This window comes from Mesorhizobium sp. GbtcB19, assembly GCF_019091085.1.
GTDB lineage: Bacteria > Pseudomonadota > Alphaproteobacteria > Rhizobiales > Rhizobiaceae > Mesorhizobium.
In genome coordinates, this window is record NZ_JAGXJY010000003.1 from 198,504 (window position 1) to 212,317 (window position 13,814).

Below are 13,814 nucleotides of genomic sequence, written 5' to 3' on the forward strand. Positions count from 1 at the left end.
GGCGCGGTCATTAAGGTTAACAAGCGGTAAATCAGCGATCGCGAATTTTCAGCTTGTGTCTCATTTCAACTCGAATAGCCTATTCATAGGCGGAATTCGAGGACGGACAATAATGGAAGCTGCGGCGAAGGGTGCGTCGGCTGGCGCCAGCGCAAAGGCTGACTCCCTGCTCAACCGGACGATGATGCAGCTTTTGGAGCACGTCGAATATCGCCTCATCACCGGGGGCGAGGATCTCGAAGCGATCTACCGGCTGCGCTATCAATCCTATGTCAAATCCGGCATGTGCGGCCCGATCGCCAGCGGGATGTTCGAGGATCGCTGGGACAATCTGCCCAATTCCTACCGGTTCGGCGTCTATTGCTACGGTGAATTGGTCAGCACATTGCGCTTTCATTATATCTCCAGCGAGCAGCCATACTCGCCTTCGATCGACGCCTATCCCGAGGTCTTGCTGCCGCGGCTTTCCCGCGGCGAAACCTTCATCGACGGAACCCGCTTCGCGACCGATCCAGACGCCGCGCCGGCGCCCGGCGTGCTGCCTTTCCTGACGCTCCGGATCGCCATGGTGGCCTCCAATTATTTTGGCCAGGACTCGGTGCTGACGCCGGTCAAGGTCGAGCATTCGCATTTCTACGCCCGGTTCTTCAATGCCGTGCAGAGGAGCGAGGCCAAGCAGTTCCCGGGCGTTCTCGCGCCGATCGCGCTGTTCGAGATCCCTGCCGGCGAGAATATGCGCCGCACGCTCGAACGGTTCCCCTTCTACCATTCGACACTGACCGAGCAGCGGCTGATGTTCGGCAATCCCGCGATCAACCGGCTGACGCCGCTGTCCATCGTGCCGACGGCGAAATATTATCGCGCCGCTGCCTGAAGCGGGGGCCATGAACCTTTCGCCGGCTGCGCCGTTATCAGGTTCGCAGCTCTGCAAGATGGCGAATAGCCTCTTTCGCAGGAAAGGACCTATCCATGACCATCCATTCGTTCGCGCTGACGCCGCTGATCTCGCTGGTCGCCGGCGTGCTGATCCTGGTGATGCCGCGGCTCCTCAACTACATCGTCGCGCTCTACCTGATCGTTGTCGGCCTGCTCGGCCTGTTCCCGCATCTCGCCAGCTGAATGAACCCGCTCAGCCGGCGAAACAGCGCAGGGCTGCGGCGACGATCGCTTCTGGCGCGTCTTCCTGCATGAGATGCCCGGAGCCCGGAATGAGCGTCAAGCTGCAGTCTGGCAGCATGGCCGCGAGCTTCGCGCCGCTCTGCGGCGGGATCCAGCGGTCTTCCTCCCCCCACAGCAAGGTCACCGGGCAGCGGAACTCACGATAGCGCGGTTCGACTTCGTCGGTGAACTGCTGGTCCATCTGCGCGATCTGCCGGTAGAAGGCAGGCTGGCCAACCGGCCCGGTCCATGGTGCAATGTAGGGCTGCAGGTCGGCGTCCGACAAAGGCTTGGCGGCCGCGCCGGCAATGTATGCCTTCAGGATCGCCGCATGGATGTAATCCGGCAACCCGGCGAAAGCGGGTTCGTGGCGCAAGACATGCTGGACGAAGGATGAGCCCCAGGGCCGAACCGCCACTGGATCAATCAACAGCAGCCTTTCATAATTGCAGCCGTCGATCAGATGCGCGCGCAAGGCGGTGGCGCCGCCGAAATCATGGGCGATGACGTTCGGCCGGTCGAGCTTCCAGAACTCCAGCATCGCCGCCAGGGCTTTGTTCTGGGTGCCCAGCGAGACGTCCTGGCCTTCCCATTTCCCGGACCGGCCATATCCCGGCAGATCGTAGAAATAGAGCGTGTGGTCGCGCGCCAGTTCAGGGGCGACGCGGTGCCAGACATGCGAGGAAAAGGGCGTTCCATGGACGAGCACGATGGCCGGGCCGGAACCGAACGAGCCCCAGGCGATCATGGTGCCGTTCCAGTCAAATCTCTGTGCCGGCAAAATCATGGCTACTCCTCGCCTGGTGCTATCAGACGGCAACGATAGTCCCCTGCCGCCCTGTGCGAAAACGCGAAATTGTCAAAGCGTGTTGAGAAGGGCTGACAGGGATTGTCAGGCGACCGCCCTGGTTCGCGGCTCCGATCGGTCTTCAACTTTCATTTGAGGCTGTTGTCGCGGGCTGTGCGGCAATAGCGCCATTGCTCTTGGTTCGGCTTTTCGCTATGTGCCTCAAAGGCTTTTTCGAAGGGGTACTTCCATGGCTGATCACACGCCCGCCGGTCCGGTCGAGCTTGGCGCGCAGATGGACTATGCCGAGCACGACCGCACCTACAAGGCCTTCCTCGGTCTTGCCAAATACGGCTCGCTGGTCTGCGCCGCGATCCTCATCGCGATGGCCTTCGGCTTCTTCGTCGGCGGCTTCTTCTCAGGCCTCATCGTGTTCATCCTGATCACGGCCCTCGGCACTCTCATTCTGCGGTAGACTTCCCAAGCCCATTGCCCTCGACGTCGCCGGACGTCCCGGCCGACGCCTTGCGTAATCAAGGTTCCAGCCGAAAGGATCATCCGGTGGGACAGATAGTGTTCATCCCTCGCGAGCTTGACCCGAACGAGCCGCGCGTCGCGGTCTCGCCGGAAACGGTCAAACGTCTGGCCGGTCTCGGCTTCGACGTGATCGTCGAGAAGGGCGCCGGCCTCGGCTCCCGCATCCCCGACCAGGATTTCACTGCCGCCGGCGGCACGACCGGCACGGCGGCCGACGCCAAGAAGGCCGATGTGGTGCTGAAAGTGCGCCGGCCAACGGATGCCGAGCTGAAGGGCTACAAGTCCGGCGCCGCCGTCATCGCCATCATGGATCCCTACGGCAACGATGCCGCGGTGGCCGCCATGGCCAAGGCCGGCATCACCGCCTTCTCCATGGAATTCATGCCGCGCATCACCCGCGCGCAGGTGATGGACGTATTGTCCTCGCAGGCCAACCTTGCCGGCTATCAGGCGGTGATCGACGCCGCTGCCGAATATGACCGCGCGCTGCCGATGATGATGACGGCGGCAGGCACGGTGCCGGCGGCCAAGACCTTCATCATGGGCGTCGGCGTCGCCGGCCTGCAGGCGATCGCCACGGCCCGCCGCCTTGGCGCCGTCGTCACCGCCACCGATGTGCGCCCGGCCGTGAAGGAGCAGGTGCAGTCGCTCGGCGCCAAGTTCCTGGCGGTCGAGGACGAGGAGTTCAAGGCGGCCGAGACGGCCGGCGGCTACGCCAAGGAAATGTCGAAGGAATACCAGGCCAAGCAGGCGGCGCTCACCGCCGAGCACATCGCCAAGCAGGACATCGTCATCACCACGGCGCTGATCCCGGGCCGTCCGGCGCCGAAGCTGGTCTCGGCCGCCATGGTCGCCTCAATGAAGCCCGGTTCGGTGATCATCGACCTTGCCGTCGAGCGCGGCGGCAATGTCGAGGGCGCGGTGCCCGGCAAGGTCGTGACGACGGAAAACGGCGTCAAGATCGTCGGCCATCTCAACGTACCGGGCCGCGTCGCCGCCTCGGCCTCGCTGCTTTATGCCAAGAACCTCTACGCCTTCCTCGAGACCATGGTCGACAAGGCGACGAAACAGCTTGCCATCAAGCGCGACGACGAACTGGTCAAGGCGACGATGCTGACCGACGGCGGCAAGGTCGTGCATCCGAACTTCGTCAAGGCAGCGCAAGAGCCGCGCGTCGAGCCGGCGGCCATTCCGGCGACGACCATGGTTGCCGATGCCTCGGCCAAGCCTGCCGCCAAGAAAGCCGCGACAAAGAAGCCGGCCGCGGCCAAGTCGCCCTCGTCCAAATCAGAAGGGACCGCGTGATGGACGCCTTGCAGAAAGCCCTTGATCAGCTCGACCAGGCGACCGCCGCCGTTCGCCTCGCCGTGCAGGATCTTGCCAACGCGCCCGCTGGGGAAGCGGCCGGCAATGCCGCGCACGCGCTTTCGGGCGGTGCCGTCGATCCCTTCGTCTTCCAGTTTGCCATCTTCGTGCTGGCGATCTTCGTCGGCTATTATGTCGTGTGGTCGGTGACGCCGGCGCTGCATACGCCGCTGATGGCCGTCACCAACGCCATCTCCTCGGTCATCGTCGTCGGCGCGCTGCTTGCCGTCGGTCTCTCTGCCTCGGGTCTCGCCGCCGGCTTCGGCTTCGTCGCGCTGGTGCTGGTCTCGGTCAATATCTTCGGCGGCTTCCTGGTCACCCAGCGCATGCTTGCCATGTACAAGAAGAAGGACAAGTGACGTGACCGTCAATCTCGCTTCCTTCCTCTATCTGGTCTCCGGCATCCTGTTCATCCTGGCGCTGCGCGGCCTCTCGCATCCGACCACCAGCCGCAGGGGCAATCTCTTCGGCATGATCGGCATGGCGATCGCCATTGCCACAACGCTCGCCTACGCGACCCCGTCGGTCGGGAGCTTCGGCCTGATCGTGCTTGGTCTCGCCATCGGTGGCGGCATCGGCGCCGTCACCGCGCGCCGCATCGCCATGACCTCGATGCCGCAGCTCGTCGCTGCCTTCCACTCTCTGGTCGGCTTTGCCGCCGTCATGGTGGCGGCCGCCGCCATGTACGCGCCGGAAAGCTTCAAGATCGGCACGGCCGGCAACATTCACGCCGAAGCGCTGATCGAAATGAGCCTTGGCGTCGCCATAGGCGCCATCACCTTCACCGGCTCCGTAATCGCCTTCCTGAAGCTCGACGGCCGCATGTCGGGCAAGCCGATCATGATCGGCGGCCGGCACCTGATCAACATCGCGCTCGGCATAGCACTGGTGGTCCTGATCGTGCTTCTGGTCACCACCGAAGCCAAGCTCGTCTTCTGGCTGATCGTGCTGGCCTCGCTGGTGCTCGGCGTACTCCTGATCATCCCGATCGGCGGCGCCGACATGCCGGTCGTGGTGTCGATGCTGAATTCTTACTCGGGCTGGGCTGCCGCGGCACTTGGCTTCACCCTCGGCAACCTGGCGCTGATCATCACCGGCGCGCTGGTCGGCTCGTCCGGCGCGATCCTGTCCTACATCATGTGCAAGGGCATGAACCGGAGCTTCATCTCGGTCATCCTCGGCGGCTTCGGCGGCGAGACCGCGGCCGCGGTCGATGACGGCATCGAGCGCACCGTCAAGCAGGGCTCGGCCGACGACGCCGCCTATCTGATGATGAACGCGCAGAAGGTCATCATCGTGCCGGGCTACGGCATGGCGGTCGCCCAGGCGCAGCACGCGCTGCGCGAAATGGCCGACAAGCTCAAGGCCAACGGCGTCGAGGTCAAATACGCCATCCATCCGGTGGCAGGCCGCATGCCCGGCCATATGAACGTGCTTCTGGCCGAAGCCAACGTGCCCTATGACGAGGTGTTCGAGCTCGAGGACATCAACTCCGAATTCGCGCAGGCCGACGTCGCCTATGTCATCGGCGCCAACGACGTCACCAACCCGTCCGCGCGCGACGACAAGTCCTCGCCGATCTACGGCATGCCGATCCTGGACGTCGACAAGGCCCGCACCTGCCTGTTCGTCAAGCGCTCGCTCGGCTCCGGCTATGCCGGCATCGACAACACGCTGTTCTACAAGGACGGCACCATGATGCTGTTGGGCGACGCCAAGAAGATGACCGAGGAAATCGTCAAGGCGATGGACCACTGATCGGCCGCCAGCACGCATCCGCACAAGCCCGGCCTCGTGCCGGGTTTTTTGCGGTTGGAGCTCGCGCCGCACGCCACTAGATTTAGCCTCTCGCAATAGGAATCGACACGATGGCCATGCGAAGACGCTTGAAATATTGAATGAGATGGTCGCTGCCGGCGTGATCGAACGCTATGCGATAGGCGGTGCGGTCGCCACATGCGAATGGCTGCTTTTGTCGAAAGCCAAGCCTATGACAGCGATGCTCTGGACGACGTCCTGACGCGCCATGGACTCAAGGAAAAGTGGATCGACGTTGGCAACCAATGGGGGTGGTGGTAAATTCTGGCCATGGCAGAGACCAAAAAAGCATATCCAGATATTTCCGATATCCTCACTCGAAAGGCTGCGGGACGTCGCGAATTGGCTGGACTTACTTTCGGGCAAAAAGTCGCGAGAATGGAAGCTCTGCGCGAAAGGCTCGCTCCGTTGAAAAGGCTGCGCCAGGAGCGCCGGACACAAAGTCACGCAGGCGCCGACGTTCGCTCGCGAAAATCTGGGGCCGAATAACTTCCCCGCCACACCTGGCACGGTACTATCCGCGCCAGCGCTTGGCGTTGTTCCGCGGAGCGGTCGCGCGCTCTGAGGTTTCGCAGCCGTCAGATCGTGAACTTCTTTACGCCAGGCGAACGTCTGAGTCTTGGACAACGAGGCTCAGATATCCAGATTGGCGACCGAGAGCGCGTTGTCCTGGATGAACTCGCGCCGCGGCTCCACCTCGTCGCCCATCAGCCGAGAGAACAGCGAGTCCGCGTCGGTCGCGTCATTGACCTTGACCTGCAGCAGCGAGCGCACATTCGGGTCGAGCGTGGTTTCCCAGAGCTGCTCGGCATTCATCTCGCCAAGGCCCTTGTAGCGCTGCATGGTGAGGCCCTTACGGCCGGAAGCGAACACCGCGTTGAGCAGCGCCAGCGGCCCGGAAAGCAGCTCCGAAGTCTCCTTGCGGCGCAGCGTAGGCTGCTCGCCGTAGACTTCCGAAAGGCGCGGCGCGTAGCGGTCGAGCTGGCGGGCATCGGCCGAAGCGATCAACCCGGCGTCGAGCTGGACCACATCCTTGACGCCGCGCACGGTGCGCTCGAACACATAGCCGCCGGAGCCGTCATTGGAGGTCGACAGCCGGCCGGTCCAGCCCCGCTCGGTCTCCTCGGCGATCATGTCCAGCCGCTGCGCGACGCGCTCGGCCATCGCGTTGGCGCGGCCGAGATCGGCAAGCCCTTCGGCATTGAGCGCGCCGGCGATCGCCGCCTGCTCGACGACGCTGCGATTGTAGCGCGTGTGCAGCCCGTTGATCAGCTGGCGCACGGCCAGCGCATCGCTGACTGAGCTGAGGAGATCCTGCCCAGTCCGCACCTCGCCGGAGGCGAGCGCCAGCGAAGCTTCGTCGAGGCCCGACTCGATCAGATATTCCTCATAGGCGCTTTCGTCCTTGAGGTATTGCGAGCTTTTGCCCCGCGTCACTTTGTAGAGCGGCGGCTGCGCGATGTAGAGGTGGCCGCGCTCGATCAGCTCCGGCATCTGCCGGAAGAAGAAGGTGAGCAGCAGCGTGCGGATGTGGGCGCCGTCGACGTCGGCGTCCGTCATCAGGATGATCTTGTGGTAGCGCAGCTTGTCGGCGTTGAACTCGTCCTTGCCGATCGAGGTGCCGAGCGCGGTGATCAGCGTGCCGATCATGTCGGAGGAGAGCATGCGGTCGAAGCGCGCCCGTTCGACGTTCAGGATCTTGCCGCGCAGCGGCAGGATCGCCTGGTTCTGGCGCGAACGGCCGCCCTTGGCCGAGCCGCCGGCCGAGTCACCCTCGACGATGAAGATTTCCGACTTGGCCGGATCGCGCTCCTGGCAGTCGGCGAGCTTGCCGGGCAGCGAGGTGACGCCCAGCGTGCTCTTGCGCGTGATGTCGCGCGCCTTGCGCGCGGCCTCGCGGGCGGCGGCCGCCTGGATCACCTTCTCGACCACGACCCTGCCTTCGCTGGGATGCTCTTCCAGCCAGGTGCCGAGCGCCTCGTTGACCAGGCTTTCCACCACCGGGCGAACTTCGGACGAGACCAGCTTGTCCTTGGTCTGCGAGGAGAATTTCGGATCCGGCACCTTGACCGAGAGAACCGCGGTCAGGCCCTCGCGGCAGTCGTCGCCGGTCAGCGAGACCTTTTCCTTCTTGGTCTGGCCGGAGGATTCGCCATAGCCGGTGATCTGCCTCGTCAGCGCCGCGCGGAAGCCGGCCAGATGCGTGCCGCCGTCGCGCTGCGGGATGTTGTTGGTGAAGGCCAGGACATTCTCGTGGTAACTGTCGTTCCACCACATTGCGACTTCGACGGTGATGCCGTCGCGCTCGGCGCGGATGGCGATCGGCGCCTCGATCAGCGGCTTCTTCACCCGGTCGAGATATTTGACGAACTCCTCCAGCCCGCCGTCATAGTGCAACTCGTGGCGCACCAGGTCGGCATGGCGGGCATCGGTCAGCACGATGCGCACGCCGGAATTGAGGAAGGCGAGCTCGCGCAGCCGGTGCTCCAGCGTGTTGTAGTCGAACTCGACCATGGTGAAGGTCTCGGCCGACGGGAAGAAGGTGATCGCGCTGCCGCTGCGGCCTTCATAGGTGCCGGGCTGCTTGTTCTGCTCGTAGGTGCCCGTCACCTTCAACGGCGCGTCGGCATTGCCATGCGTGAAGCTCATCTCGAAGATTTCGCCATTGCGGCGGATCTTGAGCTTCAGCCAGGCGGAAAGCGCGTTGACCACCGAGACGCCGACGCCATGCAGGCCGCCCGACACCTTGTAGGAGTTCTGGTCGAATTTGCCGCCGGCATGCAGCTGCGTCATGATCACTTCGGCCGCCGAAACGCCCTCCGAGGGGTGGATATCGGTGGGAATCCCGCGGCCATTGTCGATGACGGTCACCGAACCGTCGGGGTTGAGCGTCACCGAGACGAGGTCGGCGTGGCCGGCCAGCGCCTCGTCGATGGCGTTGTCCACCACCTCATAGACCATGTGATGCAGGCCCGAGCCGTCATCGGTGTCGCCGATATACATGCCCGGCCGCTTGCGCACGGCATCCAACCCCTTCAAAACCTTGATGGAATCGGCGCCGTACTCGGCTTCCGCGCCATTGGCGCTTTCGGTCTGATCGCTCATGAAAACCTGTTTGATTGATGCTGCAGATACAGCGCGGAAAAATGCCCCCGAATCGCGCCGTTTTGATGTCCTAGATATAGGCGCAAACGGCTGCTTTTCCAAGGTTTGCGGGCATTTTGCCGGCTTGGCGGCAAGGCCTTTCAACGCCTGGCGCGGATACGGTCCCCGGCGTTCCGCCGAGAAGGGTCGATGAGACGCATAAGCCGCGCCTAAGCGCGGCCTGACAATTGCCTTCCTGGTGCCTATTCGGCGACACGCAGCGTCTTCAGCGCCTCGCTCCAGCGGAATAGCTCGTCGAGCATCGTCCTGGCGCCCTGCAGCACATACTCGCTCGGATGGTACGCACCATCCTTGTCGAGCAGCGTCCTATAGGCGGGCAGCGCCACGCCTTCCGGGATCGGCATGACGCCGACCGAGGTCAGCAGCGGCTTCAGCGCCTGCGCGGCGCGCAGGCCGCCGGAAACGCCGCCATAGCTGAAGATCGCGGCCGGCTTGTAGCGCCATTCATGCAGCAGATAGTCGATGGCGTTCACGATCGCCGGCGCCACGAAGTAATTGTATTCCGGCGCCACGAACACGAAGGCGTCGGCGGCATCGATCGCCTGCGACCACGCCTTGGTATGGTCGTTCTCGTATTTGCGCAGGCGCGGATGATGCGGCTCGTCGAGCATCGGCAGGTCGAACGCGGCGATGTCGGTCAGCACCGGCTCGAACTTGCCATGCTCGCGCGCGAAGCCCGCGAGCCATTCGCCGAAGATCGGCCCGGCGCGTCCCGGCCGCGTGCTGCCGATGATGATGTCCAGGCGATGTTTCACGTGCGGGCTCCCTGCTTGACGGTATCCGTTGGTGACTAACGTAAGCCGCCGCCGGCAACAAGCATGCTTTTGCAGGTGCAGGTCACATTCCGGCGAGGCGGGGTGGCCTGGGGCATTCCAGGAAAAGTGCGTAGCGGTTTTCCATCCGGAATGCGCAAAAGCAGAGACTGGATATGCCGCTCGGTCACATGGACGCCGGCTTCGCCCGGCACTACATTTGCCGCTGTCAGCGGAGCATGCCCCATGGACACCAAGCCCGCCCCCTTCGTGCCGCCGGCGCCGAAGCCGCGCACCGAGCCGCCGTCGACGCTGGAGATGATGCGCATCGTCTACCGCAACCCGCTCGAGCTCTGGGGCGAGCATACCTACAACGAGCCCTGGATTTCGGCGAATGGCATCGGTGGGCATCTGATCGTCGCCAACGATCCCGGCCTCATCCGCCATGTGCTGATCGACAACGCCAAAAACTACAAGATGGCGACGGTGCGCCAGCTGATCCTGCGCCCGATCCTGCGCGATGGCCTGCTCACCGCCGAGGGCGAGGTCTGGAAGCGCTCGCGCAAGGCGATGGCGCCGGTGTTCACGCCGCGCCACATCTTCGGCTTCGCCGCGCCGATGCTGAAGCGCACGCTGGAGTTCGTCACCCGCTACGAGGCGGGTGGCACGTCCGACATCGCCCACGACATGACGCTGCTCACTTATGACATCCTGGCCGAGACGCTGTTTTCGGGCGAGATCGCCGGCGAGCCAGGCAGCTTCGCCAAGGAGATCGACCGCCTGTTCGAGACCATGGGCCGCGTCGACCCGCTCGACCTCTTGCGCGCGCCGGAGTGGCTGCCGCGGCTGACCCGCATCCGCGGTCGCAAGACCATGGCATATTTCCGCAACATCGTCGCCAACACCGTGAAGATGCGTGAAGAGCGGATGAAGCGCGATCCCGACGGCGTGCCGCAGGATTTTCTGACGCTTCTGCTGCACGCCGAGGGACCGGACGGGCTGACCCGCGCGGAAGTCGAGGACAACATCATCACCTTCATCGGCGCCGGCCATGAGACGACCGCGCGGGCGCTGGGCTGGACGATCTATTGCCTGGCCGAGGCGCCGTGGGAACGCGACAAGGTCGAGCAGGAGATCGACGCGGTGCTGGCCCGCGAGCCCGATCCGACGAAGTGGCTGGACGCCATGCCGTTCACCCGCGCCGCTTTCGAAGAAGCGCTGCGGCTCTATCCGCCGGCGCCGTCGATCAACCGCGAGCCGATCGAGCCGGAGACCTGGAACGGCCTTTACATCCCGAAATATGCCGCCGTGCTGGTGATGCCCTGGGTCGTGCATCGCCACCGCAAGCTGTGGGACAGGCCTGACGCCTTCATGCCGGAGCGATTCCATCCGGAAAACCGCGACAAGATCGACCGCTTCCAGTATCTGCCGTTCGGCGCCGGCCCGCGCGTGTGCATCGGCGCCAGCTTCGCCATGCAGGAGGCGATCATCGCGCTCGCGATCCTGTTGTCGCGCTTCCGCTTCGATGTGACGGCTGAGACCCGGCCATGGCCGGTGCAGAAGCTCACCACGCAGCCGCAGGGCGGCCTGCCGATGCAGGTTTCGCGTCGCGGCTGATCAGAGCAATTCCAGGAAAAGTGCGAAGCGGTTTTCCGTCCGGAATTGCGTAAAACAAATCAGAGCAATTCCAGGAAAAGTGTGAAGCGGTTTTCCGTCCGGAATTGCGTAAAACAAATCAGAGCAATTCCAGGAAAAGTGTGAAGCGGTTTTCCGTCCGGAATTGCGTGAAACAAAGAGACAGGGTTACCGGTTGGCGATCGGCCGGCGCTGCTGGAACTGGCCGGCGGCGCGGAAGCGCCACAGATAGCTCGGCAGGATCGTGGCGATCGCCTGCGGCTGGATGCCGAGGCCGGCAAGCGTCCTGGCGGCCTTGGCGGCTTCGTCCGAGACGATGTTGTGCTCGCGCAGCTGCAGCACCTGGTCCTTGGTCAACAGCGGATTGGGCAAGAGCTGGAGGATCGAGGCCTGGATGTTCGCCACCCAGAACGGCACCGGCACCAGCAGGCGACGGCGCTCGACCACCATCAGCAGCTCTTCCATGCATTGCTTGAAGGTCAGCACCTGCGGCCCGCCGAGCTCATAGATCTGGCCGCCCTTGACCTTGCCGTCGACCGACCGCGCCACCGCTTCGGCGACGTCGCCGACATAGACCGGCTGGAACTTGTTCTGCCCGCCGCCGATCAGCGGCAGCACCGGCGAATAGCGCGCCATGTTGGCGAAGCGGTTGAAGAAGGCGTCTTCCGGTCCGAAATTGATCGACGGCCGCAAGATGACGGCGTCGGCGATCGTATCGAACACGGCTTTCTCGCCCAGCGCCTTGGTGCGGGCGTAGCCGGACGGCGAATTGAGGTCGGCGCCGAGCGCCGAGATGTGGGTAAGGCCGGCGCCGACCGAGCGCGCGGCCTCGGCGACGGCGCGCGCGCCGAAATCATGCACGGCGCCGAATTTCTGGCGGCCGCTCTCGTGCAGGATGGCGACGAGGTTGACGACATGGTCGGCGCCCTGCACGGCGCGGTCGATCGACCAGCGCACGCGCACATTGGCCTGTACCGGCTGGATCTGGCCGACATTGCCGAGCGGCTGCACATGGCCGGCCAGGTCGGGCCGCCGGCAGGCGACCCGGATGCGGTAGCCGCGCTTGGCCAGCGCCCGCACGACATGGCGACCGACGAAGCCCGAGCCGCCGAAGACGACAACGAGCTTGGGGGTCTGCAGGATTTCGGTCATGACTGGCTCCGCGCGCGAATGGCTGGCTGAAGCCGTTTCTTAATCCGTTTCTCGCCAAAGGCAAAGAGCGACCGGAGGTCGCCGCTGCCTTGTTTTTGAACTTGCCCGGAATGCCGCTCCGCCGCGTTCGAGGAAAACAGAAAACCCCGCCGAAGCGGGGTTTTCCGGGCAGTGTCCACGCCGAAGCAGGGTCCAACGAGGCGGCCTGACCTGAGACGGTATCAAGGTGGCGTGAAGCAAGCACGCCCGCCCCCGCCCTGAACGCCCGGCGCGGCGCCGCCAACCGCGAGCCGGACGAAGCCAACCAAACGGCTCGCGACGTGGGGTGCCGGATATTGGTCGTTTCAGGTCGGGAAAAGGTTCAACCGCGCCGAAAAAATCAAGCCGAATACCGCTCGGCGAATTCCGAAATGCGCTGCACCACCGCCTTGGACGTGGCGATGCCGCGCGCCTTCGCCTTCTCCGCGGCCTCGGCGCGGGAGCGGCCGGGGATGTGCACGCCAAAGCGCCGCCGCAGCCGGTCGAGCTGGTCCTTCATGCGCTGCTCGAAGTCCGGATCGAGCAGCTTGGGTTCGATGGCAAGAACGAAGAGCCCGGTGCCGGGGCTGTCCGGCCCGCCGGTGAACCAGGGCGCGTCGAGCGACCAGTTGGCGCCGGAAATGCCCGCGGCCAGCACCTCGACCATCAGCGCGATGTTGGCGCCGCGCTGGCCGCCGAAGGCAAGCATCGCGCCCTTCATCGCCGCCGCTGGATCGGTGGTCGGGTTGCCGCTGACATCCAGCGCCCAGCCCTCGGGGATTTTCCTGCCGTCCTCGGCCGCCTTGCGGATGTTGACGAAGGCTGTGGCGCTCGACGACTGGTCGATGACCAGCGGCGGCCCATCGGCTGCGGGCGAGGCAAAGGACATCGGGTTGGTGCAATAGACCGGCTTGATCGAGCCCGAGCCGGCCAGCACCGCCGGCCCGTTGGTGGCTGCGAAGGACACCAGCCCCTGCTCGGCCAGCCGTCCGGTGAAATAGCCGAGCGCGCCGCATGTATAGGCATTCTTCTGCGAAAAGATCGAGACGCCGAACAGTTTTGCAGCCTTGACCAGGTCATCGATGGTGCGGTCGAAACCGGTATGGGCAAGCCCGCCGCGCGCATCGGAAAGATAGACCGCGAGCGCCGGCCTGGTGATCACCGGATCGGCATTGCCGTCGATGCGGCCCGCCTCGAGCGCTTCGAGATAATCGATGAAATGCGACAGCCCCACCGTCGACAGGCCCTCGGCTTCGGCCGCGATGATCGAGGCGGTCAGCGACTGCGCCGCTTCTTCATTGGCGCCGGCGCCGAGCGCCGCCATCCGGCATAAGCCTGTTGCCTGATCGAGAGTGAGTTGCATCAGGGCTGCTCCTGAGTGAGTAGGAAATAGGGAGTAGTCAGTAGGGTAAAACCAGCAAGCGGCC

The 13,814-nt window shown here is 64.3% G+C and carries 12 protein-coding genes; 7 read left to right on the forward strand and 5 right to left on the reverse strand.

The genetic code is table 11. The annotated features are described in order from the left end of the window. The first annotated feature begins 112 nt into the window (after window positions 1-112). Entirely contained in the window at window positions 113-874 is a 762-nt protein-coding gene (locus KVT37_RS07695; RefSeq protein ID WP_217571298.1) for a hypothetical protein, read from the forward strand. A gap of 95 nt (window positions 875-969) precedes the next feature. Next, window positions 970-1,119, forward strand: coding sequence for a DUF3096 domain-containing protein (locus KVT37_RS07700; RefSeq protein ID WP_217571300.1), 150 nt, complete (start codon window positions 970-972; stop codon window positions 1,117-1,119). Window positions 1,120-1,129: 10 nt separating this feature from the next. Here the strand turns inward: KVT37_RS07700 and KVT37_RS07705 are convergent, their stop codons facing one another. Beyond that, window positions 1,130-1,945, reverse strand: coding sequence for an alpha/beta fold hydrolase (locus tag KVT37_RS07705; protein WP_217571302.1), 816 nt, complete (start codon window positions 1,943-1,945; stop codon window positions 1,130-1,132). 250 nt (window positions 1,946-2,195) lie between these two features. Here KVT37_RS07705 and KVT37_RS07710 point away from each other — a divergent pair, with 250 nt between their 5' ends. The 4 genes from KVT37_RS07710 to KVT37_RS07725 all read left to right on the forward strand — a co-directional run bounded on the left by KVT37_RS07710 (window position 2,196) and on the right by KVT37_RS07725 (window position 5,605). Beyond that, entirely contained in the window at window positions 2,196-2,420 is a 225-nt protein-coding gene (locus KVT37_RS07710; protein ID WP_217571304.1) for an aa3-type cytochrome c oxidase subunit IV, read from the forward strand. A gap of 86 nt (window positions 2,421-2,506) precedes the next feature. Continuing rightward, window positions 2,507-3,787, forward strand: coding sequence for a Re/Si-specific NAD(P)(+) transhydrogenase subunit alpha (locus KVT37_RS07715; protein WP_217571306.1), 1,281 nt, complete (start codon window positions 2,507-2,509; stop codon window positions 3,785-3,787). After that, window positions 3,787-4,206: an NAD(P) transhydrogenase subunit alpha gene (locus tag KVT37_RS07720; protein WP_217571308.1), complete on the forward strand. Its 420-nt coding sequence runs from the start codon at window positions 3,787-3,789 to the stop codon at window positions 4,204-4,206. Before KVT37_RS07715 ends, KVT37_RS07720 begins: the two co-directional genes overlap by 1 nt. Before the next feature lies 1 nt (window position 4,207). Beyond that, the gene (locus tag KVT37_RS07725) at window positions 4,208-5,605 is read left to right on the forward strand and encodes an NAD(P)(+) transhydrogenase (Re/Si-specific) subunit beta (protein ID WP_217571310.1); all 1,398 of its coding nucleotides are present in this window, start codon (window positions 4,208-4,210) and stop codon (window positions 5,603-5,605) included. Window positions 5,606-6,298: 693 nt separating this feature from the next. Here the strand turns inward: KVT37_RS07725 and gyrB are convergent. Beyond that, on the reverse strand, window positions 6,299-8,770 hold the full coding sequence (gene gyrB, locus KVT37_RS07730; protein ID WP_217571312.1) for a DNA topoisomerase (ATP-hydrolyzing) subunit B: 2,472 nt from the start codon (window positions 8,768-8,770) through the stop codon (window positions 6,299-6,301). A 242-nt stretch (window positions 8,771-9,012) separates the two neighbouring features. Further along, window positions 9,013-9,585, reverse strand: a complete 573-nt coding sequence (locus KVT37_RS07735; RefSeq protein WP_217571315.1) for an NADPH-dependent FMN reductase — start codon at window positions 9,583-9,585, stop codon at window positions 9,013-9,015. Window positions 9,586-9,828: 243 nt separating this feature from the next. Between KVT37_RS07735 and KVT37_RS07740 the strand changes: the two genes are divergently transcribed. Continuing rightward, complete coding sequence (locus KVT37_RS07740) at window positions 9,829-11,199, forward strand: cytochrome P450 (protein WP_217571317.1); 1,371 nt, start codon at window positions 9,829-9,831, stop codon at window positions 11,197-11,199. A 186-nt stretch (window positions 11,200-11,385) separates the two neighbouring features. Here KVT37_RS07740 and KVT37_RS07745 read toward each other — a convergent pair whose 3' ends face one another. Both KVT37_RS07745 and KVT37_RS07750 read right to left on the reverse strand, forming a co-directional pair. Then, complete coding sequence (locus KVT37_RS07745) at window positions 11,386-12,369, reverse strand: complex I NDUFA9 subunit family protein (RefSeq protein ID WP_217571319.1); 984 nt, start codon at window positions 12,367-12,369, stop codon at window positions 11,386-11,388. Window positions 12,370-12,748: 379 nt separating this feature from the next. After that, window positions 12,749-13,750: an Ldh family oxidoreductase gene (locus KVT37_RS07750; RefSeq protein ID WP_217571321.1), complete on the reverse strand. Its 1,002-nt coding sequence runs from the start codon at window positions 13,748-13,750 to the stop codon at window positions 12,749-12,751. Window positions 13,751-13,814: the final 64 nt, after the last annotated feature.

Excerpts from the sequence above, each read along its gene's own strand:
- KVT37_RS07745 (WP_217571319.1), bottom strand. The coding sequence starts at position 12,369 with ATGACCGAAATCCTGCAGACCCCCAAGCTCGTTGTCGTCTTCGGCGGC.
- KVT37_RS07700 (WP_217571300.1), top strand. The coding sequence starts at position 970 with ATGACCATCCATTCGTTCGCGCTGACGCCGCTGATCTCGCTGGTCGCC.
- gyrB (WP_217571312.1), bottom strand. The coding sequence starts at position 8,770 with ATGAGCGATCAGACCGAAAGCGCCAATGGCGCGGAAGCCGAGTACGGC.
- KVT37_RS07695 (WP_217571298.1), top strand. The coding sequence starts at position 113 with ATGGAAGCTGCGGCGAAGGGTGCGTCGGCTGGCGCCAGCGCAAAGGCT.
- KVT37_RS07750 (WP_217571321.1), bottom strand. The coding sequence starts at position 13,750 with ATGCAACTCACTCTCGATCAGGCAACAGGCTTATGCCGGATGGCGGCG.
- KVT37_RS07705 (WP_217571302.1), bottom strand. The coding sequence starts at position 1,945 with ATGATTTTGCCGGCACAGAGATTTGACTGGAACGGCACCATGATCGCC.
- KVT37_RS07720 (WP_217571308.1), top strand. The coding sequence starts at position 3,787 with ATGGACGCCTTGCAGAAAGCCCTTGATCAGCTCGACCAGGCGACCGCC.
- KVT37_RS07740 (WP_217571317.1), top strand. The coding sequence starts at position 9,829 with ATGGACACCAAGCCCGCCCCCTTCGTGCCGCCGGCGCCGAAGCCGCGC.
- KVT37_RS07710 (WP_217571304.1), top strand. The coding sequence starts at position 2,196 with ATGGCTGATCACACGCCCGCCGGTCCGGTCGAGCTTGGCGCGCAGATG.